This is a genomic window from Pseudomonas sp. LAMO17WK12:I1 (genome assembly GCF_900177315.1).
Lineage (GTDB): Bacteria > Pseudomonadota > Gammaproteobacteria > Pseudomonadales > Pseudomonadaceae > Aquipseudomonas > Aquipseudomonas marginalis.
In genome coordinates, this window is sequence record NZ_FWZV01000006.1 from 1 (window position 1) to 20,816 (window position 20,816).

The 20,816-nt window shown below is 62.1% G+C and carries 20 protein-coding genes and 1 pseudogene; 15 read left to right on the top strand and 6 right to left on the bottom strand.

Annotated features, from left to right (window positions below; genetic code table 11):
- The 9 genes and pseudogenes from B9N88_RS32735 to B9N88_RS12470 all read left to right on the top strand — a co-directional run.
- Positions 1–226, top strand: a pseudogene (locus B9N88_RS32735) (IS481 family transposase); the annotation flags it as partial.
- 227 nt (positions 227–453) lie between these two features.
- Entirely contained in the window at positions 454–1,332 is an 879-nt protein-coding gene (prmA, locus tag B9N88_RS12435; protein WP_027607758.1) for a 50S ribosomal protein L11 methyltransferase, read from the top strand.
- A gap of 30 nt (positions 1,333–1,362) precedes the next feature.
- The gene (locus B9N88_RS12440) at positions 1,363–2,601 is read left to right on the top strand and encodes a DUF3426 domain-containing protein (protein WP_027607757.1); all 1,239 of its coding nucleotides are present in this window, start codon (positions 1,363–1,365) and stop codon (positions 2,599–2,601) included.
- A gap of 185 nt (positions 2,602–2,786) precedes the next feature.
- Positions 2,787–3,800: a tRNA dihydrouridine synthase DusB gene (gene dusB, locus B9N88_RS12445; protein ID WP_027607756.1), complete on the top strand. Its 1,014-nt coding sequence runs from the start codon at positions 2,787–2,789 to the stop codon at positions 3,798–3,800.
- Positions 3,797–4,117 carry a DNA-binding transcriptional regulator Fis gene (fis, locus tag B9N88_RS12450; protein ID WP_002555375.1) on the top strand — a complete coding sequence of 107 codons (321 nt, stop codon included), beginning with the start codon at positions 3,797–3,799 and terminating at the stop codon, positions 4,115–4,117. Before dusB ends, fis begins: the two co-directional genes overlap by 4 nt.
- Positions 4,118–4,198: 81 nt before the next feature.
- On the top strand, positions 4,199–5,806 hold the full coding sequence (gene purH, locus B9N88_RS12455; protein WP_027607755.1) for a bifunctional phosphoribosylaminoimidazolecarboxamide formyltransferase/IMP cyclohydrolase: 1,608 nt from the start codon (positions 4,199–4,201) through the stop codon (positions 5,804–5,806).
- Positions 5,807–5,990: 184 nt separating this feature from the next.
- Positions 5,991–7,283, top strand: coding sequence for a phosphoribosylamine--glycine ligase (gene purD, locus B9N88_RS12460; RefSeq protein ID WP_027607754.1), 1,293 nt, complete (start codon positions 5,991–5,993; stop codon positions 7,281–7,283).
- Positions 7,284–7,385: 102 nt separating this feature from the next.
- The gene (locus B9N88_RS12465) at positions 7,386–10,157 is read left to right on the top strand and encodes a hybrid sensor histidine kinase/response regulator (protein WP_027607753.1); all 2,772 of its coding nucleotides are present in this window, start codon (positions 7,386–7,388) and stop codon (positions 10,155–10,157) included.
- Positions 10,158–10,305: 148 nt separating this feature from the next.
- Complete coding sequence (locus B9N88_RS12470; protein WP_003217330.1) at positions 10,306–10,902, top strand: MarC family protein; 597 nt, start codon at positions 10,306–10,308, stop codon at positions 10,900–10,902.
- Here B9N88_RS12470 and B9N88_RS12475 read toward each other — a convergent pair.
- From B9N88_RS12475 to cobG, 5 genes are all read right to left on the bottom strand, one after another.
- Positions 10,899–11,678 (bottom strand): hypothetical protein, encoded by a 780-nt coding sequence (locus tag B9N88_RS12475; RefSeq protein WP_027607752.1) that lies wholly within the window; start codon positions 11,676–11,678, stop codon positions 10,899–10,901. The genes B9N88_RS12470 and B9N88_RS12475 overlap by 4 nt on opposite strands.
- Positions 11,679–11,915: 237 nt before the next feature.
- Positions 11,916–13,553, bottom strand: a complete 1,638-nt coding sequence (cobJ, locus tag B9N88_RS12480) for a precorrin-3B C(17)-methyltransferase (protein ID WP_027607751.1) — start codon at positions 13,551–13,553, stop codon at positions 11,916–11,918.
- Positions 13,553–14,284 carry a precorrin-2 C(20)-methyltransferase gene (locus tag B9N88_RS12485; RefSeq protein ID WP_027607750.1) on the bottom strand — a complete coding sequence of 244 codons (732 nt, stop codon included), beginning with the start codon at positions 14,282–14,284 and terminating at the stop codon, positions 13,553–13,555. The genes cobJ and B9N88_RS12485 overlap by 1 nt, the downstream gene beginning before the upstream one ends.
- Complete coding sequence (locus tag B9N88_RS12490; protein WP_027607749.1) at positions 14,284–14,910, bottom strand: precorrin-8X methylmutase; 627 nt, start codon at positions 14,908–14,910, stop codon at positions 14,284–14,286. The genes B9N88_RS12485 and B9N88_RS12490 overlap by 1 nt, the downstream gene beginning before the upstream one ends.
- Positions 14,903–16,249, bottom strand: coding sequence for a precorrin-3B synthase (gene cobG, locus B9N88_RS12495; RefSeq protein WP_027607748.1), 1,347 nt, complete (start codon positions 16,247–16,249; stop codon positions 14,903–14,905). The genes B9N88_RS12490 and cobG overlap by 8 nt, the downstream gene beginning before the upstream one ends.
- Positions 16,250–16,287: 38 nt before the next feature.
- Here cobG and B9N88_RS12500 point away from each other — a divergent pair, with 38 nt between their 5' ends.
- The 4 genes from B9N88_RS12500 (at position 16,288) to B9N88_RS12515 (ending at position 19,106) form a co-directional block, all read left to right on the top strand.
- The gene (locus tag B9N88_RS12500) at positions 16,288–17,493 is read left to right on the top strand and encodes a bifunctional cobalt-precorrin-7 (C(5))-methyltransferase/cobalt-precorrin-6B (C(15))-methyltransferase (protein WP_027607747.1); all 1,206 of its coding nucleotides are present in this window, start codon (positions 16,288–16,290) and stop codon (positions 17,491–17,493) included.
- A complete protein-coding gene (locus tag B9N88_RS12505; RefSeq protein ID WP_027607746.1) occupies positions 17,490–18,215 on the top strand; it encodes a cobalt-precorrin-6A reductase in 726 nt (241 codons plus the stop codon). The genes B9N88_RS12500 and B9N88_RS12505 overlap by 4 nt, the downstream gene beginning before the upstream one ends.
- Before the next feature lie 127 nt (positions 18,216–18,342).
- Positions 18,343–18,621: a hypothetical protein gene (locus B9N88_RS12510; protein ID WP_027607745.1), complete on the top strand. Its 279-nt coding sequence runs from the start codon at positions 18,343–18,345 to the stop codon at positions 18,619–18,621.
- Positions 18,618–19,106: a PIN domain-containing protein gene (locus tag B9N88_RS12515; RefSeq protein ID WP_027607744.1), complete on the top strand. Its 489-nt coding sequence runs from the start codon at positions 18,618–18,620 to the stop codon at positions 19,104–19,106. The genes B9N88_RS12510 and B9N88_RS12515 overlap by 4 nt, the downstream gene beginning before the upstream one ends.
- A 58-nt stretch (positions 19,107–19,164) precedes the next feature.
- Here the strand turns inward: B9N88_RS12515 and B9N88_RS12520 are convergent, their stop codons facing one another.
- A complete protein-coding gene (locus B9N88_RS12520) occupies positions 19,165–19,416 on the bottom strand; it encodes a DUF6124 family protein (protein WP_027607743.1) in 252 nt (83 codons plus the stop codon).
- Between the two features lie 443 nt (positions 19,417–19,859).
- Here B9N88_RS12520 and B9N88_RS12525 point away from each other — a divergent pair, with 443 nt between their 5' ends.
- Both B9N88_RS12525 and B9N88_RS12530 read left to right on the top strand, forming a co-directional pair.
- On the top strand, positions 19,860–20,216 hold the full coding sequence (locus tag B9N88_RS12525; RefSeq protein WP_043293782.1) for a helix-turn-helix domain-containing transcriptional regulator: 357 nt from the start codon (positions 19,860–19,862) through the stop codon (positions 20,214–20,216).
- 175 nt (positions 20,217–20,391) lie between these two features.
- A complete protein-coding gene (locus tag B9N88_RS12530) occupies positions 20,392–20,787 on the top strand; it encodes a DUF2946 domain-containing protein (protein WP_027607742.1) in 396 nt (131 codons plus the stop codon).
- The last annotated feature ends 29 nt before the right edge of the window (positions 20,788–20,816 follow it).

Below are 20,816 nucleotides of genomic sequence, written 5' to 3' on the forward strand. Positions count from 1 at the left end.
GTGCTTGCCCGATGTGGAATATCCGGCAGAAATGAAAGTTCGAAGCGTCAGGCAGGACGGATCGATCAAGTGGAACGGCAAGTTGGTATTTATCAGCGAGGCGCTGTCCGGGGAAAGGATAGGGCTCAAAGAAGCTGAAGATGATGCTTGGGATTTGTACCTGTGTGATTATCCCTTGGGGAGGCTTGGACGAGGTATGACCCGCGTCCAGGCCTCAAATGTGTAAACGATGTCCCCGGTTTCAGATGTAAACGATGTCTACGGTTCTACACCCCGATGGCGGTGGATCAGTTACAGATGCTGAGACTGACACACTGCAATCGGGGGCAAGCCCCCTCCCACATTTGACCGGCGTGCAGTCAGTAGTGTCGTCTTCTGCCCGCCGCTCGCGTAAACTTGCGCGCTTTCGCAGCCTACCCCGCTGCACACTCATTTTTTTCAAAGGTGCCCGCCATGCCTTGGCTGCAAGTCCGTCTCGCCATCAGCCCAGAACAAGCCGAAACCTACGAAGACGCGTTCCTCGAAGTGGGCGCCGTCTCGGTGACCTTCATGGACGCCGAAGACCAGCCGATCTTCGAACCCGAGCTGAATACCACCCCGCTGTGGTCCCACACCCATCTGCTGGCCCTGTTCGAAGACGGCACCGACGCCGCCGCCGTACTGGCCCATATGGAATTGCTCACCGGCAGCCCGTTGCCCGAGCATCACAGCGAAATCATCGAAGACCAGGACTGGGAACGCAGCTGGATGGACAACTTCCAGCCGATGCGCTTCGGCCAGCGCCTGTGGATCGTGCCGAGCTGGCATGCCGCCCCGGAGCCGAACGCGGTCAACCTGCTGCTGGATCCGGGCCTGGCATTCGGCACCGGCACCCACCCCACCACCGCGTTGTGCCTGGAGTGGCTGGACGGCCAGGACCTGACGGACAGCCACGTGCTGGATTTCGGCTGCGGCTCGGGGATCCTGGCGATTGCCGCCCTGTTGCTGGGCGCCAAGGAAGCCGTGGGCACCGACATCGACGTGCAGGCCCTGGAAGCGTCCCGGGATAACGCCGGGCGCAACAACATTCCTGAAGGCAAATTCCCGCTCTACCTGCCGCAGGATTTGCCCCAGGTGCAGGCCGACGTGCTGGTCGCCAATATCCTCGCCGGCCCGCTGGTGTCCCTGGCGCCGCAACTGTCGAGCCTGGTCAAGCCGGGCGGGCGCCTGGCGCTGTCGGGCATCCTCGCCGAGCAGGGCGAAGATGTCGCCGCCGCCTACGCCAAGGATTTCGAGTTGGATCCGATCGCTAACCGTGATGGCTGGGTACGCATCAGCGGACGTCGGCGCTAGAATGAGCGCTTGCCTGAATCGGATGGCCGCATGACCGACAGTTTCGTCACCCAGTGCCCGCATTGCCAAACCCGCTTTCGCGTCAACCACGCCCAATTGAGCGTGGCTCGCGGCGTGGTTCGCTGCGGCTCGTGCCTGCAAGTCTTCAACGCTGCCCGCCAGCTGCTGGAGCAGCGCGCCCAGGCGCCTGCGCCGGAGCAGCCGACCACGATCGAGCCCGTGCGCGAAGCCGCGCCTGAGCCACAGCGGGCAATCAGCCAGAAGCAATGGAGCGCCGAAGAGCTGGACCTGGACAACCTGGACCTGGACCAGGAACTGGCCAAGCTGGAACGCCGCGAGATTCAGCACACACTGCCCGTGGGCGCGGAACGCCGCCAGCCCGGTGCCGACCGTCGGCAGAAAGAAGACGCCCTCAGCGCCAGCCGCGAAACCGTCAAGGCCGAAGAAGAAAAATGGGCCGCCAGCCTGTTCAGCGAACCGCCTGAAGAACGCGCCTCCGCCGCCGAAGACGAACCTGAACCGACCAAAGCCACTGCGACCCGGCAGCGCACCGAGCCCTCCATGTCGTTGCACCTCGACGATGAGCCCGCGCTGCGCTCAACCCCGGAAGATGAACACATCGACCCTCCGTTCACGCCCCTGACAGCGGCAGCGGATGAAGCGGAGCCCGAAGAGCGCGCGCAACCCCGTCGCAAGCGCCCACGCCCCGAGGCCGGCGTCCATGACGACCTGCTCCAGGACCTGGAAGACGACCCTCTGCACCTGTACGCGCAAAAACGCCCGCAGGGCCTGGGCCGTCGCCTGATCTGGATGCTGCTGGTACTGATCGCCGCCGCCGGCCTGGCCGCGCAGTACATTGCCTATCAGTTCGACGATCTGGCCCGCCAGGACGCTTACCGCCCGTGGTTCCAGCAACTGTGCCCGACACTGGGCTGCACGGTGCCGTCGCGGGTCGATATCGCCCATATCAAGAGCAGTAACCTGGTGGTACGCAGCCACCCGGAGTTCGCCGGGGCGCTGGTGGTGGATGCGATCATCTATAACCGCGCGACGTTCTCCCAGCCCTTTCCGCTGCTGGAACTGCGTTTCGCCGACCTCAACGGCAACCTGATTGCCAGTCGTCGCTTCAAGCCCGCCGAATACCTGAGCGGCGAATTGGCCGGGGTGAGCGAAATGCCATCACAGACCCCGATCCATATCTCCCTGGATATCCTCGATCCGGGCAATAAAGCCGTGAATTACAGCCTGAGCTTCCACTCGCCCGAGTGAATCGGCCTACACACCGTCGCTTGACGGTGGAGTATTGACTGGGCCCCGCCCATCCAAACCGGCGGCGATAAAGAAATAACTGTTCAGATTTTATCCAATTCAGCCTTTATCCAGTCATCGAGAGCGGGTATCATGCCAACCCTTTTTCGAACTCTAATGATCCGGCCCCACAACAGGGAAGTCCTATGTCGGCGGTACGCATCGGCCCATATACATTGCAGAATGGCTTGATTCTCGCCCCGATGGCGGGCGTCACCGACCAGCCCTTTCGTCAGCTGTGCAAGCGTTTGGGCGCGGGTCTAGTAGTCTCGGAAATGGTCACCAGCGACATGAGCTTGTGGAACACCCGCAAATCGCGGATGCGCATGATCCACGAAGGTGATCCCGAGCCCCGCTCGGTCCAGATCGCCGGCGGTGATGCGCAGATGCTGGCGGATGCAGCCCGGGCCAACGTGGAGTTGGGCGCACAGATCATCGATATCAACATGGGCTGCCCGGCCAAGAAGGTCTGCAACAAGGCCGCCGGTTCCGCGCTGTTGAAAGATGAGCAGTTGGTTGCCGAGATCCTGCAGGCCGTTGTTGCCGCAGTGGATGTGCCGGTGACCCTGAAGATTCGTACCGGTTGGGACCGGGACAACAAGAACGGCCTGACGGTGGCGAAGATCGCCGAACAGGCAGGCATTACAGCGCTGGCGGTGCATGGTCGCACCCGCGCCGACCTTTACACCGGTGAAGCCGAGTACGACACCATCGCCGCGATCAAGCAGGCGGTGTCGATGCCGGTATTTGCCAATGGCGACATCGACTCGGCCGAAAAAGCCCGGCGCGTGCTGCACGCCACCGGTGCCGATGGTGTGTTGATTGGCCGGGCCGCCCAGGGGCGGCCGTGGATTTTTCGTGAGGTCGAGCATTTCCTGCGTACGGGTGAAGTCCTGCCGGCGCCGGAACTGGTCGAGGTGGAACGTATTCTGCTAGAGCATCTGGCTGCACTTCACACCTTCTATGGAGAGGTGATGGGCGTGCGTATTGCTCGCAAGCATGTGGGTTGGTATCTCGCAACCCTGCCAGGCGCCAGGGAGTTTCGCGCCGGGTTCAATCGTTTGGATGAAACGCAAGCACAGGTCACCGCCGTTCGTGAGTTTTTTGCCGAACGAGACAAGAGCCTGAGAGCAGGGGACGGAGAATGGGTGGCCGCATGACGATGATGACCGAGACTTTAGTGAGTGGAACAACACCCGTGAGCGACAACGTCAATTTGAAACAGCACCTCAACACGCCGAGCGAAGAAGGCCAGACCCTTCGCGGGAGTGTCGAGAAGGCGCTGCATAATTATTTCGCCCACCTTGAGGGCGCTTCCGTCACGGACGTGTACAACCTGGTGCTCTCCGAAGTCGAGGCGCCCCTGCTCGAAAGCGTGATGAACTACGTCAAGGGCAACCAGACCAAAGCCAGTGAGCTGCTGGGCCTCAACCGTGGCACCTTGCGCAAAAAGCTCAAGCAATACGATTTGCTGTAAGCATTCAATCAAACCAGAAAGGCGCCCGCGTAAAACCGGTCGCCTTTTTTGCTGACTCCTTTGCTTTTGATGGAAATTGAAATGACCGACCAGACTACCCGCCTGCCGATCCGCCGCGCCTTGATCAGTGTCTCCGACAAGACCGGGATCCTCGAATTTGCCCGGGAGCTGGAAGCCCTGGGCGTGGAAATCCTCTCCACGGGCGGGACCTTCAAGCTGCTGCAGGACAACGGCGTGGCCGCAGTGGAAGTGGCGGACTACACCGGTTTCGCAGAAATGATGGACGGTCGCGTCAAGACCCTGCACCCGAAAATCCACGGCGGCATCCTCGGCCGTCGCGGCATCGACGACGCCATCATGACCGAGCACGGCATCAAGCCGATCGACCTGGTGGCCGTCAACCTCTACCCGTTCGAAGCCACCATCAACAAGCCGGGCTGCGACCTGCCGACCGCCATCGAAAACATCGATATCGGCGGCCCGACCATGGTTCGCTCGGCGGCCAAGAACCACAAAGACGTGGCCATCGTGGTCAACGCCGGCGACTACGCCCAGGTGCTGGAAAGCCTGAAAGCCGGCGGCCTGACCTACGCCCAGCGGTTCGACCTGATGCTCAAGGCGTTCGAACACACCGCCGCCTATGACGGCATGATCGCCAACTACATGGGCACCGTGAACCAGGCCGCCGAAACCCTGAGCACAGAAGGCCGCAGCCAGTTCCCGCGCACCTTCAACAGCCAGTTCATCAAGGCCCAGGAAATGCGCTACGGCGAGAACCCGCACCAGAGCGCGGCGTTCTACGTGGAAGCCAAGCCTGCCGAAGTGGGCATCGCCACTGCGACCCAACTGCAAGGCAAAGAACTGTCCTACAACAACGTGGCCGACACCGACGCCGCGCTGGAATGCGTGAAGAGCTTCGTCAAGCCGGCCTGCGTGATCGTCAAGCACGCCAACCCGTGCGGCGTGGCCGTGAGCCCGGACGCTGAAGGTGGCATTCGCCAGGCGTACGAACTGGCCTACGCCACCGACACCGAATCCGCGTTCGGCGGCATCATCGCGTTCAACCGTGAACTGGATGCAGAGACGGCCAAGGCCATCGTCGAGCGTCAGTTCGTCGAAGTGATCATCGCCCCTTCCGTGAGCGAAGAAGCCCGCGCCATCGTGGCGGCCAAAGCCAACGTGCGCCTGCTGGCCTGCGGCGAGTGGTCGGCTGAAACTGCCGCTGCCTGGGACTACAAGCGCGTCAACGGCGGCCTGCTGGTACAGAGCCGCGACATCGGCATGATCGGCAGCGCAGACCTCAAGGTAGTGACCAAGCGCGCCCCGACCGAGCAAGAGATCAACGACCTGATCTTCGCCTGGAAAGTGGCCAAGTACGTTAAATCCAACGCCATCGTCTACGCCAAGAACCGCCAGACCATCGGTGTCGGCGCTGGCCAGATGAGCCGCGTGAACTCGGCGCGTATCGCCGCGATCAAGGCCGAGCACGCCGGTTTGCAGGTGGCCGGCTCGGTGATGGCATCGGATGCATTCTTCCCGTTCCGTGATGGCCTGGACAACGCCGCGAAAGCCGGCGTGACTGCCGTGATCCAACCGGGCGGCTCGATGCGTGATGCCGAGGTGATCGCCGCTGCCGATGAAGCCGGCATTGCCATGGTCTTCACCGGCATGCGCCACTTCCGTCACTGATCCAACTCGAGCGAAATGTGGCAGCCGGTTTTGTGGCGAGGGAGCTTGCTCCCGCTGGGGTGCGAAGCGCCCCCAAAAGCGGGCTCCAGCTGCGCTGTCGAACGGGAGCAAGCGCCCTCGCCACAAGAGTCCGGCTCCACATTAAAGCGCTCGTGCAGCGCCTACAGAATTTGAGGTTTTTGAAATGAATGTTTTGATCATTGGCAGCGGTGGCCGTGAACACGCCCTGGCCTGGAAAGTTGCCCAGGACCCACGGGTCCAGAAAGTCTTCGTCGCCCCCGGCAACGCCGGTACCGCCATCGAAGCCAAGTGCGAAAACGTCGCCATCGACGTACTGGCCCTTGAGCAACTGGCCGACTTCGCCGAGAAAAACGTCTCCCTGACCATCGTCGGTCCGGAAGTGCCATTGGTTGCCGGTGTCGTAGACCTGTTCCGCAGCCGCGGCCTGGATTGCTTCGGCCCAACCGCCGGCGCGGCCCAGCTGGAAGGCTCGAAAGCCTTCACCAAGGATTTCCTGGCGCGCCACAAGATCCCGACGGCCGACTACCAGAACTTCACCGAGATCGAGCCCGCCCTGGCCTACCTGCGTGAAAAAGGCGCGCCGATCGTGATCAAGGCCGACGGCCTGGCCGCCGGTAAAGGCGTGATCGTCGCCATGACCCTGCAGGAAGCCGAAGACGCCGTGCGTGACATGCTCGCCGGTAACGCCTTTGGTGACGCGGGTTCGCGCGTCGTCATCGAGGAATTCCTCGACGGCGAAGAAGCCAGCTTTATCGTGATGGTCGACGGCAAGAACGTGCTGCCGATGGCCACCAGCCAGGACCACAAACGCGTCGGCGACGCCGACACTGGCCCGAACACCGGCGGCATGGGTGCCTACTCCCCTGCCCCGGTGGTGACCGCCGAGGTGCACCAGCGCGTGATGGACCTGGTGATCTGGCCGACCGTGCGTGGCATGGCCGATGAAGGCAATGTGTACACCGGTTTCCTCTACGCCGGCCTGATGATCGACAAAGCCGGCAACCCGAAAGTCATCGAGTTCAACTGCCGCTTCGGCGACCCGGAAACCCAACCGGTGATGCTGCGCCTGCAATCGAGCCTGGTGCTGCTGGTGGAAGCCGCGCTGGCCCAGGCCCTGGACAAGGTTGAAGCGCAGTGGGATCCACGTCCGAGCGTCGGCATTGTGCTGGCCGCCGGTGGTTACCCGGCCGACTACGCCAAGGGCGATGTGATTGAAGGCCTGGACGCGGCTGCTACCCTGGAAGGCAAGGTGTTCCATGCGGGCACCGCGCTCAAGGACGGCAAGGTCGTGACCGCCGGAGGCCGTGTGCTGTGCGCCACCGCCATGGGTGCCAGCGTCGACGCCGCACAGCAACAGGCGTACAAGCTGGCTGCAAAAATCGACTGGAAAGGCTGCTTCTACCGCACGGACATCGGCTACCGCGCCATTGCCCGTGAACGTGGCGAAAGCCTGTAACGCTAGCTATCCGTTCGGTTAGGCAAGGGCTTCTGGCCCTTGCCGTATACAGGCCTCCCCGCGCATAGTTAACCGTGCATCAACCTACGAAGGGATTTCGCCGTGCGCTGGCTCAGGATCGCCATAGGTTTCACTGTCAGTCTGCTGACGCTGCTCTGCCTGTTCCCGGCCCAGGCCGCCGCGCAAGGCAGTGGCTGGGCAGTATTGCTTGATGAACAGGCCGACCTGCAGCTGAGCGACATCCGCTCCTCGCGCTACACCAATCAATTCAGCCCCATCGAACTGGACCGCATTACCGCCGCGGAACCGGACGGTGCGTTGTGGGTACGTTTCAAGCTGCAACCCGGCAAGCACGAGCAGGTGCTGCGGGTATTCGCCCCGGACCTGGCGCACCTGAGCCTCTATGTGCTGGACGGCGACACCCTGATCGAGCAACAAAGCAGCGGTAACCGCCAGCCCCAGGCGGAACGCCCGCTGCCCAGCAACGATTTCATGCTGCCGATGCCCCAGAGCCAACAGACCCTCGACGTCTACCTGCGCCTGGTTTCCGAGCACGAACTGCGCCCCTATATCACCCTGGAACCGGCCGTGCTGGCCGCCGCCGACCAGACCCAGACATTGATCTACGGCCTGCTGTTCGGCTGCCTGCTGATGCTGATCCTGCACAACCTCACGCGCTTCGCTTACCACCGCTCGCGCAGCAGCCTGTGGCTGGCGGCCTGCGAACTGCTGCTGATGCTCAGCCTGGCGCTGCTGCTCAACCTGGTAGGCCCATGGCTGCCGAACTGGCACGCGGTCCAGACCCCGGGCGCCTACCTGGCCCTGCTGCTGACCGCGCCCTGCGGGCTGATGTTTGCCTATCGCTTCTTCATGCCCCTGGGTCCGCACCCGCTGAACAAGCTGTTGATGGCCGACATCCTGTTTATCGTGCTGTGCGGCCTGCTGCTGTTGTTCGTCAGTACCCTGCCGCTGAACATCATCACCTACGCGCTGGTGGCCCTGGCGGGCCTGAGCATGCTGTTTGTCTCGGCGTATCACTGGCAGAAAGGCTATCGCCCGGCGCGCTTGTTCGTGGCGGGCATGGTGGTGTTCAACATTGGTACGCTGATCATTCTCCCGGCGTTGCTGGGGCTGACGATGGTGTCGCCCCAGGGTTTGATCGTCACATTGCTGGCCTTCATCTGCCTGAGCGGCCTGTTGATGAGCCTGGCCCTGGGCGAGCGCCAGCGTGCGATTGTCGAGGCCCGCTTCAGCCTCAGCCGCGACCTGGCCGCCAGCAATGCCGAGATCGCCGCCAAGGCCGAATTCCTGGCCAAGATCAGCCACGAAATCCGCACCCCCATGAACGGCGTGCTGGGCATGACCGAACTGCTGCTGGGCACGCCACTGTCGGTGAAGCAGCGCGACTACGTACAAACCATCCACAGCGCCGGTAACGAGCTGCTGACATTGATCAACGAGATCCTCGACATCTCCAAGCTCGAATCCGGGCAGATCGAGCTGGATGACGTGCAATTCGACCTCAATGCGCTGATCGAAGACTGCCTGAGCATCTTCCGCGCCAAGGCCGAGCAGCAGAACGTCGAGTTGATCAGCTTCATCCAGCCCCAGGTACCCCGCGTCATCAGCGGCGATCCGACCCGCCTGCGCCAGGCGCTGCTGAGCCTGCTGGAAAACGCCCTGCACAAAACCGACGAAGGCGAAGTGCTGATCGTCGTCGCCCTGGACGACCGCAGCACCAAGCCGCGCCTGCGCATTGCCGTGCAGGACAGCGGCCTGCCAATGGAAGCCGCTGAACGCGAGGCCCTGCTGCACAGCGAGCTGCACAGCAAGAACTTCCTCTCGGCCACCCGCTTGAGCGGCCACCTGGGCCTGGTGATCGCGCGCCAGTTGATCCTGTTGATGAACGGTGAGTTCGGCATCAAGAGCGGCAGCCATCAGGGCAGCACGCTATGGCTGACGCTGCCGCTGGACCCGGAACGCCTGGAACACCCCACCTCCGACCTCGACGGCCCGCTCAAAGGCGCGCGCGTGCTGGTGGTGGACGACAACGATACGTGCCGCAAAGTGCTGGTGCAGCAATGCTCGGCCTGGGGCCTGAATGTCAGCGCCGTGCCGTCGGGTAAAGAGGCCTTGGCGTTGCTGCGGACCAAGGCGCACCTGCGCGATTACTTCGATGTGGTGCTGCTGGACCAGAACATGCCCGGCATGACCGGCATGCAACTGGCGGCGAAGATCAAGGAAGACCCGAGCCTGAACCACGACATCCTGCTGATCATGCTCACCGGCATCAGCAATGCGCCGAGCAAGATCATCGCGCGTAACTGCGGGATCAAGCGCATCCTCGCCAAGCCGGTTGCCGGTTACACCCTCAAGACCACCCTGGCCGACGAGTTGACCCAACGCAGCAAAGGTGGCGTGCAGCCCCGTCCGCCCCTCAGCGTCCCGGCGGCGGTGACCGTGCCCAGCGACTTCAGGATCCTGGTGGCCGAAGACAACAGCATCTCCACCAAAGTGATTCGCGGCATGCTCGGCAAGCTCAACCTCGACCCGGATACCGCCAGCAACGGTGAGGAAGCCCTAGAGGCGATGAAGGCCCAGCGTTATGACCTGGTGTTGATGGACTGTGAGATGCCGGTTCTCGATGGTTTCTCGGCCACCCAGCAACTGCGGGCGTGGGAAGTCAGCCACCAGCGCATTCGTACCCCCGTGGTAGCGCTCACGGCGCATATCCTCTCGGAGCACAAAGAGCGCGCACGCCAGGCGGGGATGGACGGGCACATGGCCAAGCCGGTGGAGTTATCACAATTGCGTGAGTTGGTGGAGTTCTGGGTGGCGCAGCGTCAACAACGGCCTGAACACGCCCCGTCCTGACTTTAAATGCAATTCCAATCTGGGTAGGGGCTTGCTTCAGTCAAGAGCGAACACTGTAACTGACTGGAATTAGGGCGAGCCCCCTCCCACATTTGATCTCTGGCGCCTGATAGACTCTCCACACTTTCCCCGCCCGCGAGCCCCCCCCATGCTCCACGTGTTATTCAGCGTTTACCTGAAGATGCTGGTGCTCTACAGCCCGTTCTTCGTGCTGTCCTGCTTTATCAGCCTGACCCGTGGTTATTCGAGTAAAGAGCGGCGGCGCCTGGCCTGGAAAGTAGCGCTGGCGACCCTGGTGTCCAGCGTGTTGCTCTACCTGTTCGGCCGGGTGATCTTCAGCGTGTTCGGCATCACCGTGGATGCCTTTCGCATCGGCGCCGGCAGTGTGCTGTTTATCTCCGCCCTGGGCATGGCCCAGGGCAAGTCGGCCGTGCAGACCGACAATGTGCAGCAGGACGTGACCATCGTGCCGCTGACCATTCCCCTCACGGTCGGCCCCGGCACCATCGGTGCGCTGTTGGTCATGGGCGTCAGCCAACCGCACTGGGATGACAAGATCACGGCCATCCTCAGCATCGCCCTGGCCAGCCTCACGGTCGGTGTGGTGCTGTACCTGTCCAACCGTATCGAACGGATTCTCGGTGACCAGGGCTTGCAGATTGTCAGTCGGTTGATGGGATTGTTCGTGTGTGCCCTCGCCGCGCAAATCATCTTTACCGGGGTGCGCGGCTACCTGGTGCCTTAGATCCGGTATTTGGCGATCGCCGACTGCACCTTGTCGCCCGCGCTCTCGCGCATCAGCTGGATGGTTTTTTCGTTGACCATCGAGGTATTCAGCACCAGGCAGGTCTGCCCGCTGAAGGCCTCGAACGAGGAACTGTCCCACTCCAGAAACGGCAGCCCCACCTGTTTGTTCACGCCTTGGGTGCTGTACGTCACCAGCACCATCATCAATTCGCCGTCGGTTTCGGCGCAGGATGCCAGGCCGAAATCACCGCCCTGGTGCACCGTACTGTTGCGCTTGAACAGTTCGAATGAACTCGGTTGCTGCTTCAGTGCCTCCAGCGCATCGGCTGCCAGTTTCGGCAGCGCCGTAACCAGCGGTCCCGAAACCGACGCCCCCGCCAGTATCGTGGCGATGATATTCAGCGCCGCCAATTGCACGGTCAGGCCCTTGCCCGACTGTGAGACCCGCTTGAAACTGCTGCGCACCGGCAGCCAGCCCAGGCTGATCATCACCTTGATAAATTCGTCGTACCAGGCCTCGGTACCTCGCTGGATCTTCAATACATCGCTGACGTAGCTGCTGGCCAGCAGATAGCTTTTGCGGATGTATTCCCGGTTCAACCCGGACAGCCCCTCGGCAAACGAAATCACGCTGTTGTTGACCACCGCCGCGTTGCAGTCGTCCTCCGTGTCGAGCGGCAATGAGGGCTGCGCACCTCGCGCCCTCGGCAATGTGTAGCGCGCAATCAACTTGCGCCGTTTTGTGTTGTTGATCCTTCTGTGATGTCGCTCCATTTCAGTTCTCCACAAACACCCCGGCTCGGGGCTTGTGTCCACACTAGTCCAGTCAGCGGCGGCTCTTCCATGCCACAAACATCGCTTGCCGGAACGCGGCAAAAAACGCTGCCCAGCAATGACAGGGCGCCCCTCGTGGCCTTCCGGCTTTCGTCACTCAAAAAAGAAAAAGCCCCGAGCAACAGCAGGTGATCACCCATTGTCATTCGGAGCTTTCGTGCAGCCATCCAGGCGTTTTCAGGAGGCGGGTTTTGCACCGTACCAGCGCGGTGTGTACACCCATTCACCGCCACCGGCGCGAGGGAATGTGCAGGTAGTGGATGAGCCGACCAGCACCATGGTGCGCATGTCCACCTGGTCTGGCGTGAGTTGCCCGAGGGTGGTGACGCGCAGGGTCTGGCCGGGGCGACCGATATCGCGACCCAGCACCACCGGGGTCTCAGGCCTGCGGTGTTGCGCGACGATTTCCAGGGCGCGCCCCAGCTGCCAAGGCCGCGAACGCGAGATCGGGTTGTAGAACGCCAGGGCCAGGTCGGCCTGGGACGCGAGGTCCAGGCGCTTTTCGATGATCGACCAGGGCTTGAGGTTGTCCGACAGCGACATCACGCAAAAGTCGTGGCCCAACGGCGCGCCGGCCTGGGCGGCAGTGGCCAGGGAGGCCGAAACCCCCGGCAGGATTTCCAGGTCGACCTGATGCCACGCCGGATCGCCGGACTCGTGCAACGCCTCGATCACCGCCGCCGCCATGGCGAAGACGCCCGGGTCGCCGGACGACACCACCACCACCGAACGCCCCTGGGCGGCCAGCTCGAAGGCGTGGCGGGCGCGCTGCATCTCTTCGCGGTTATCGGTGCAATGCTGTACCTGATCGTCACGGAACGGCCCGGCCATGCGCACGTAGGTTTCATAGCCCAGCACATCGGTGCAGCGCGCCAGTTCGGCCTTGACCGCCGGCACCATCAGCTCGGCGGCGCCAGGGCCCAGGCCGATCACGGCAAGGCGGCCGCGGCGGCGGCCAACCTGGGCCAGCTCCAGCGGTTGGTCAGCCACCTCGATGACAATATCGGCAGCCTGGGTAACGCCGCCAAAGCGCAGCGGGACGCCCAACGCCGACGCGGCTTCGTGCAACGACGGGTCAGCCATCTGCGTATCGCTGGCCAACAGGCACGCCAGGGATTGCACGGCAATACCCGCCTCGTGCAAGGCCGCGCGCACACGCTCGGCCAACTGCGCACCCGGCTTGCAGGTCACGCACACCGTCTTTGGATAGATCAGCAACTCGTTGGCGGCAGGCACACGCTCGGCACTGCCCACGTGAATGGCTAGATGCGCCTGTTGGTCCTGAGGCAAATTCGCCTGGTCCAACCACGGTGCCGCACCTTCGATGCGCACGCTTTCGCCCGCCAGCAGGTCGGACACGAAGCGCTTGCCCAGTTCCAGGTCTGCCAGCTCATAACCCGCAGGCGGGTTGAGCAGGCAGGTGCCGAAACGCAGCTCGCCACTGGTGGTGATCGCCGCAGCGACACCCAGTGCTGCCGCGATGTCCCGCGCCATGACGTTCACACCGCCAAGACCACCGAGCAACGGCACCACGGCGCTGCCATCTTCCGCCACGGCCAGCACGGCGGGTTCTTCGCCTTTCTCCAGCAGCAGCGGCGCCAGGGTGCGGATCACGATGCCGGCCGCACACAGGGCGATCAGCGGCGTGCCCTGCTGGTAGAGCTGACGCAGGGTCGCGCCGAATTCGCCGTAAGGCTGGTCCGCCCCCTCAACCCGCCCGGCCAGGCCGTGGATCAGTGCCCCAGGGTAAACCTGCTGGATCCTGCGCGCGGTGGCCAGGCTGCCCTGGCCCAGAATGACAATCGCCGGGGTCATCAACCTTGCCACCGTTCACCCGGCACGATGATCAGCGAGAAGTACGGCGAAGACATCGGCTCCACCTGGTCCAGCGCCACGATTTTCTGGTTGGCCATGGTCGCGCGCTCCACATACAGTGCGCGCTCGGCCAGGCCGAGTTCTTCGAGTACCTGGCGCACCTTGGGGAAGTTGCGCCCCAGCTTCATGATCACCGCCGCGTCGGCATCCGCCAGGCGGCGCTTGAGGTCTTCGTGGGGCAATACGCCCGACAGCACCGACAGGCTCTGGTTGCGATACACCAACGGCGCGCCCAGCACCGAGGCGCCGCCAAGCATCGAGCACACACCGGGGATAACCTCGGCTTCGTAGCGCTCGGCCAAGCGGTCATGCAAATACATATAGGAGCCGTAGAAGAACGGGTCGCCTTCACAGATCACCGCCACGTCGCGACCGGCGTCCAGGTGCACGGCCACCTCGACACTGGCGGTGTCGTAGAAGTCGCTGATCACTTGTTCATAGGACAACGGCGCCGGCAGCGCTTCGGTGGTCACCGGGTACACCAGCGGCATCAGGGTTTGCTGTGGCACCAGGTGGTCTTCGATGATGCCGAAGGCGTTACCCTTCTTGCCCTTGGCCACGAAATACGCCACCACCGGCGATTCGCGCAGCAGGCGCAGGGCCTTGAGGGTAATCAGTTCCGGGTCGCCGGGGCCGACGCCCAGGCCGATCAAACGTCCGCGTGCCGGCATTATTCGACCTCCGTGGCGAGCGCATTCACCGCCGCGGCGGCCATGGCACTGCCGCCCAGGCGGCCCTGCATGATCACGAACGGTACGCCGCGGCTGTCCGCTGCCAGCATCGCCTTGGATTCGGCCGCGCCGACAAAGCCGACCGGGAAGCCGAGGATCAACGCCGGTTTTGGTGCACCCGCGTCGAGCATTTCCAGCAGGTAGAACAACGCCGTCGGCGCATTGCCGATCACCACCACGCTGCCTTCCAGGTGCGGACGCCACAGCTCCAGGGCCGCAGCGGAACGGGTATTGCCCAGCTCCCGCGCCAACTCCGGCACGCTGTCGTCGCGCAGGGTGCAGATCACCGGGTTGTTGGCCGGCAGGCGCGCACGGGTCACGCCTTCGGAGACCATCCGCGCATCACACAGAATCGGCGCACCAGCGGCCAGCGCATCGCGCCCGGCCTTGCCCGCACCGGTGGAGAACTGCAGGCCATCAATGGCCTCGACCATGCCGCAGGCATGGATCACCCGCACCGCGAGTTTCTCCAGGTCGGCCGGGATACGCTCCAACTTGGCTTCCGCGCGAATAATGGCGAAGGAGTTGCGATAGATCTCCTGACCGTCGCGGATGTAATCAATCATCGGTGTTGCTCCGTGGGTGAGCGCGCAGCAAGGCGCCCGCCGCTTCAATGGAAAGGGTGCGTGCGTGCAGCCGGCCGAAACCGGGGTGGGCTGCATCGCGAAAATACAGGTCGTAGTGGCCGGGGCTCACCGCCAGCAAGGTGACCGGCGCGATATGTGCGGCGGCGCAGGAACGCGAGCAGCCGGACAGGTGCACGTCATGGCCGGGATGCAGCGCGGCCAAGTGCACGGCGTCGGGCTTGGTGTCGGCGAGGGCTTTGGCGCAGCCGCTGGAACCGGTGCAGGCGATCACGCGGGCCAAGGGTTGGTCGACGGTGCAGAGGAAACCCAGTTGCGCCAGGCGTTGGGTCACGGCGTGAGGTTTTTCGACGTTGGGCAGTAACACACCTTGCCAGGGGGTGAAGCGCACGGTGCCGTCGCCATATTCGCTGGCGAGCTGCGCCACGCCTGTGAGCATCGTCGAATCCAGGCGCCCCAAGGGTGCGATGGCCGCGACGTAGAATTGATTGCTTTGAGCCTGTGGATAACTCCCGAGGTGCAGCAAAGCGCCGCTGGGCGGGCGTTTGAAGCCATCGGCCGGCAGCAGCGGCAGGCTGAGGCGGCTCAGCAACTTATCCACAGCCAGGTGGCGCATGCGGGTTTGTTCTGGGGTGGCGAGGTCAAGAAACGCCTCCAGCACCGCCACCACCAACCCATGGCCCTGTGCCAACGGCACGGCGGCCAACGGCGCATCCTGCCCTGGACAACCCGCCAGGCCGAACGCAAGGAGCGTCTCGCCATTGCGTACGAACGCCGACAGCCACAGATCATGATGATGCTCGAGCATCGCCAGGGCCTCGCCGCCATCCAGTTGCACGGCGAACTTGGCCGACAGCTCATGGAAACGCGGACGGTTTTGCAGGCTGGCGAGAATCTGCTCGGCCAGCGGCCGGGTGTCGAACAGCATCTGCGGGTCGATACCGGCGCTGGGGCTGAGCATCAGGTTGCGCACGTCATCGCCAGCGGCGTTACTCGGGCCCAGATCGGCGGCCAGCAGCATGGCGATCAAGGCGTCTTGCTCGGCACCGATCCCACGTATCTGCAAGTTGGCGCGGTTGGTCGCCTCGATCACCCCGCCCGCATAGGCCTGGGCCGCGTCTGCCACGGCACAGGCCTGGGCGGCGCTGATCGAGCCACCGGCCAGTTTGATCCGGCAGATGCCGCCATCCAGCGCCTGGACGATACGCAGCAACCCCGGACAAGCCGAGGGGCGCAAGGTATTCACAGCGGGCGTTGGGTTCACGGGGCTACCGGTTGACGGGTAAAGGCGCGGTATTATGCCTGCTTTGTCCGGCGGCATGAAAAGCCTGCCCGTCGGATGTCGCTCAAGGAATTGATATGTCGCCCTGGCTGACGGTTGTAGGCATCGGTGAAGACGGCTTCAAGGGGCTGGGCAGGAATGCCCGGCATGCCCTGTTGCGCGCTTCGCGGATTATAGGTGGTCAGCGCCAGTTGGACCTGTTGCCGGTGTGTATTCGCGGTGAGCGCCAGGTGTGGCCGAGCCCGTTCTCCCTGGAACCGGTACTGGCGCGGCGTGGCGAGCCTGTGTGCGTGCTGGCCAGTGGTGACCCGATGTTTTATGGCGTGGGGGCCAGCCTGGCGCGACAGGTGGCGGCTGAAGAACTGCTGATTTTGCCGGCGCCGTCGTCGGTGTCGTTGGCGGCGGCGCGGCTGGGCTGGCCGTTGCAGGAGGTGGTGACGCTGTCAGTAGTGGCCCGGCCAGTGGCGGCGATCAATGCGCATCTGGCCACAGGTGTGCGTTTATTGGTACTGAGTAATGACGGCGGCAGTCCCGCGTTGATTGCTTCGTTGTTGGCTGAATCCGGGTTTGGGCCCAGCCGATTGACAGTATTTGAACACCTGGGCAGCGCAAATGAGCGGCGCATCGACGGTTTGGCTGAGGATTGGCAGCACGCCTGTGTCGCCGATTTGAACCTGGTCGCCATCGACTGCGTGGCCTCCAGCGACACACCACGTCTGTCGCGCCTCGCTGGCTTGCCCGATTCCGCCTTCCAGCACGACGGCCAACTGACCAAACGCGATGTGCGCGCCATGACCCTCGCCCGCCTCGCCCCGATGCCCGGCGAACTGCTGTGGGACGTGGGTGCGGGCAGCGGCTCCATCGGTATCGAATGGATGCGCGCCCATCCGAGCTGCCGAGCATTGGCAATTGAAGCAGACGAAGGCCGACAGGGCCTTATTGAACACAATCGCGACGCCCTCGGCGTGCCCGGTTTGCAGTTGATTCGTGGCAAAGCCCCGGAAGCGTTGCACGGCCTTACAGCTCCCGACGCCATCTTCATCGGCGGCGGCGTCACCCGCGACGGCGTGCTCGACACCTGCTGGCAACACCTGCGCCCCGGGGGTCGGTTGGTGGCCAATGCCGTCACCCTGCAAAGCGAAATGACCTTGATGAACTGGCGCGCGGCGCATGGCGGCGAACTGACGCGCATCCACGTCGCTCAGGCCCAGCCACTGGGTGAGTTCGATACGTGGCGCCAGGCGCTTCCAATCACCCTGCTGGAAGTGGTCAAGCCGCGATGAAACGCATCCTGCTGCTGGGCGGTGTGACCGAAGCGCTGGCTATAGCGCGCACCTTGGGGCCGGCGCATATCTACAGCCTGGCGGGTGTGGGGCGTGTGCCTACCGATCTTACCTGCCAGGTGCGTGTCGGCGGTTATGGCGGCGCCGAAGGGTTGGCGCAGTTTGTTCGCGACGAACAGATCAGCCTGATCCTCGACGCGACCCATCCGTATGCGGCGCAGATCAGCCGCAATGCCGCCGAGGCTGCACGGTTGAGCGGTGTGCCGTGTTGGGCATTGCGTCGCCCGGCGTGGCAGCCGCAGGTCGGCGATGACTGGCGGGAGGTCAGTGACTGGGCTGAGTTGATCGACGCCTTGAAACCCTTCAAGCGTCCGCTGTTCACCTTGGGTCGCGAGCCATTGCAGCATCTCGACGAAATCCCCGCCGAGCAGTTCTGGACGTTGCGCGCGCTGGATGTGTATCCGGGGAATGATCGCTGTGAAGTGATCGGCGCGCGCGGACCGTTTCTGATCGAAGATGAACGCGCGTTGTTTGAACGGCGTGGGATCGATGTGCTGATCAGCAAGAACAGTGGCAGCACCGCCACCGAGCCGAAATTGGAAGTGGCGCGGGAACGGGGGGTGCCGGTGTTGGTGTTGAAGCGGCCGGTGTTGGCGGCGGTGGATCGGGAGCTTTTGTCGCCCGCAGAAACAATCGATTCGTTGGCAGATTTCATTCGATAGATCAGGATCATCCGCCACCCTCTATCCAATCTTTTTGTTACCTCAAGGGACGGCGATGAACCCACAACACGAAGTGCTAAACTCCAGGAACAGTTCAAGCCAGGCCCAACGGTATTCAGGAGCTGACATGATAGAAGTTAAAGAAGCCGTACAACTCGCCAAGGCGGTCGCAAACGACTTTCTCGGGCAAGAAACAGCACTACAAGACCTGATGCTTGAGGAAGTAGAGTTAGACCCAGACAATAAAACCTGGGCAATAACACTGGGCTTCAATGTCCCCACCCCTAATAACTATGAAAGGCTAGGCGCATCTTTAGCCGGACAAATGCATGCAAGAAAATACAAAACATTCATCATCGACTCGGAGACTGGCGAGTTCCGCTCCATGAAGATTCGCGAAGTATGATCGAAGCCTACATCAAGCAATACCGAAGAAAAGGAATCATCGTTGATACTAACTTGCTGCTTCTGGCACTGATAGGAGGAACGTCCAGCATCGTGGAGTTCAAGAGAACACGCGGCTACAGCGATGCAGACTATCAACTTTTGCTCAAAGTGATTGACCAGTTCGAAAAACTTGTTTCAACCCCTCACATTCTCGCTGAAGTCAGCAACCTGACAAATGGACTTCATGGAAACAAGCTGCGCGATTTTTATGCAACGTTAAAAAACTCACTATCAACAATAATCGAGGTCCATCATCCAGCCTTGGATATAAGTCGCGATTATGAGCTTTCACCCTACGGCCTTACCGACGTTGGCATTGTTGCCGCAGCAAAAGATAACTATCTGGTTTTGACTGACGATCTCAGAGTCGCTGGGTTTGCTCATCAGCACTGCGTAGATGTCGTCAACTTCAATCATATACGGGAAGCCAGCTGGGAGGTCTAAGACCTGCCACACGATCATTCCCACACATATGCGCAGGAACGATCGCTCATCGAACTTGTTAACTACTCGCGGCGGTTGCCTGCCCTGCTCCTTCGTGCACCCTGTCAGCGAGCAATTGTGCCAGCTCGATCAACTGCGCAACGCCCAGTAATTCCTCGCGTGGTGCGCCTTCCAGGTTAAAGGCAAGGTCGCAACTCAGCGCGTTGGCCGAGGCAAGTGTTTCGCTGAGGTTGACCAACAGGTCTTCGGTGCTGATGCCATCGGCCACGGTGAACAGCCGGACGGGGGGATTGGGGGTGGGTTTGATCATTGTGAAGCTCCTCAGGAATGTGGAGCTGCCACTGATTCGCCGCGACGCGATAGGGTGGCAGCTGTACGCAGGTTCGCGGACCGGTCCCGAGGCAACCCGGCATACCCAAAGGTATCCCGCGCACAGCCGCCATAGCGCCGCACAGTAGACGATAAAAAAGCATCAACTGAAAGCAGACGATAGCGCTTTTGCTCTTAGGAAGTCGGGCCGCGACGCCCGTCCGCGGCATTTGCAGCGGTGTACGAAGACTAGAGATTGAGTTTCCTACCGGCAACCTCAAAGAGTTGTCGGAAGTTTCTGTGGAACGACCTCATATTCGGGCTGCGCGGCGGATCAAGGAGAATTTACCTACATGCGTAACGGAACCCGCTGACTACCTAGAACCGCATACCCTTGGCGATGATCCTCGACGCTTTGTCCTACGGCGTAAACATGAGGTTCACATGACTAACAAACCCCGTACGCAGCACCTGACTCGACCTGCTGAAAGCACAATTATCGAGCACATAATCGCGAACCCAGAGTTCGCGCACGCGCTAAGCCTTGAGGCCGACGAACTAAAATTGGATGAACCCGAAGTCGCAGCTCGATTAAACCAATGGCTGGAAAAAGCCCAATACCTATCTGACAGAAAGACGACGTTCACAGTTTTCGACGCTGCTGACCATCTCCACACACAAGAAGAGATGGATGCTTTCCTTGAAGCCTGTATCGAAGAAGACCCAGGCGATGGCTCATTGATCAAGGTGGCGCGAGCCGACATTGCCCGCGCGACTCGCAGGCTCAACGCGAAGCAATAGCCACACACAATCCAAAATGTGGGAGGGGCGTTGACTTGAAGATCGGCATCCTCTCGATTCCCCGTCTATCCTCAAACCCAGCACTGCGACACCAAACCACACCACCACTTTTTACTTATCCCCCCCGATCAGGCTAAATACCCGCCTGATCGTTTAACCCTACGGATTGTCCGCCATGGCCCGTCAACGCTTTGCAATTGCCTGGATCGCCTGCCTTGCAGTGCTGTTCAACGCCTTTGCCATGCCAATGGCCAGCGCGATGCAACAATCCAAGGACCCCGTGCAGCAATTGCTGTGGGGCAGTTTCTGTTCGTCCAATGGCGCCAGCCTGAAGACCATTGCCCTGGGCAAGCTGGAGATTCCGGCGCCGCAGCCGGACGATCATTCCACCATGCAGCATTGCTGGTGTTGCTCGGGCTCGGCGCCGTTGGTGGCGTTGCCGGGGCATGTGCCGCAGTTGTATCTCACGCGATTCGAGACGGTACAGCGTCAACCACACACCCCATTGCAAACCCCCACCCCGCGCCAGCAATGGCCGAGCCTTAACCCCCGCGCCTCTCCAACGTCCTGATCTTCTTCGCAAGTGAACTGCGTTTAGAA

What these genes read in the sequence shown, in the direction of transcription:
- purD (WP_027607754.1), top strand. Translation starts at nt 5,991, where the DNA reads ATGAATGTTTTGATCATTGGCAGCGGTGGCCGTGAACACGCCCTGGCC.
- cobJ (WP_027607751.1), bottom strand. Translation starts at nt 13,553, where the DNA reads ATGACCCCGGCGATTGTCATTCTGGGCCAGGGCAGCCTGGCCACCGCG.
- purH (WP_027607755.1), top strand. Translation starts at nt 4,199, where the DNA reads ATGACCGACCAGACTACCCGCCTGCCGATCCGCCGCGCCTTGATCAGT.
- B9N88_RS12470 (WP_003217330.1), top strand. Translation starts at nt 10,306, where the DNA reads ATGCTCCACGTGTTATTCAGCGTTTACCTGAAGATGCTGGTGCTCTAC.
- B9N88_RS12440 (WP_027607757.1), top strand. Translation starts at nt 1,363, where the DNA reads ATGACCGACAGTTTCGTCACCCAGTGCCCGCATTGCCAAACCCGCTTT.
- B9N88_RS12525 (WP_043293782.1), top strand. Translation starts at nt 19,860, where the DNA reads ATGACTAACAAACCCCGTACGCAGCACCTGACTCGACCTGCTGAAAGC.
- B9N88_RS12510 (WP_027607745.1), top strand. Translation starts at nt 18,343, where the DNA reads ATGATAGAAGTTAAAGAAGCCGTACAACTCGCCAAGGCGGTCGCAAAC.
- cobG (WP_027607748.1), bottom strand. Translation starts at nt 16,249, where the DNA reads ATGCCGCCGGACAAAGCAGGCATAATACCGCGCCTTTACCCGTCAACC.
- fis (WP_002555375.1), top strand. Translation starts at nt 3,797, where the DNA reads ATGACGATGATGACCGAGACTTTAGTGAGTGGAACAACACCCGTGAGC.
- B9N88_RS12485 (WP_027607750.1), bottom strand. Translation starts at nt 14,284, where the DNA reads ATGCCGGCACGCGGACGTTTGATCGGCCTGGGCGTCGGCCCCGGCGAC.
- B9N88_RS12500 (WP_027607747.1), top strand. Translation starts at nt 16,288, where the DNA reads ATGTCGCCCTGGCTGACGGTTGTAGGCATCGGTGAAGACGGCTTCAAG.
- prmA (WP_027607758.1), top strand. Translation starts at nt 454, where the DNA reads ATGCCTTGGCTGCAAGTCCGTCTCGCCATCAGCCCAGAACAAGCCGAA.
- dusB (WP_027607756.1), top strand. Translation starts at nt 2,787, where the DNA reads ATGTCGGCGGTACGCATCGGCCCATATACATTGCAGAATGGCTTGATT.
- B9N88_RS12505 (WP_027607746.1), top strand. Translation starts at nt 17,490, where the DNA reads ATGAAACGCATCCTGCTGCTGGGCGGTGTGACCGAAGCGCTGGCTATA.
- B9N88_RS12475 (WP_027607752.1), bottom strand. Translation starts at nt 11,678, where the DNA reads ATGGAGCGACATCACAGAAGGATCAACAACACAAAACGGCGCAAGTTG.
- B9N88_RS12520 (WP_027607743.1), bottom strand. Translation starts at nt 19,416, where the DNA reads ATGATCAAACCCACCCCCAATCCCCCCGTCCGGCTGTTCACCGTGGCC.
- B9N88_RS12530 (WP_027607742.1), top strand. Translation starts at nt 20,392, where the DNA reads ATGGCCCGTCAACGCTTTGCAATTGCCTGGATCGCCTGCCTTGCAGTG.
- B9N88_RS12490 (WP_027607749.1), bottom strand. Translation starts at nt 14,910, where the DNA reads ATGATTGATTACATCCGCGACGGTCAGGAGATCTATCGCAACTCCTTC.
- B9N88_RS12515 (WP_027607744.1), top strand. Translation starts at nt 18,618, where the DNA reads ATGATCGAAGCCTACATCAAGCAATACCGAAGAAAAGGAATCATCGTT.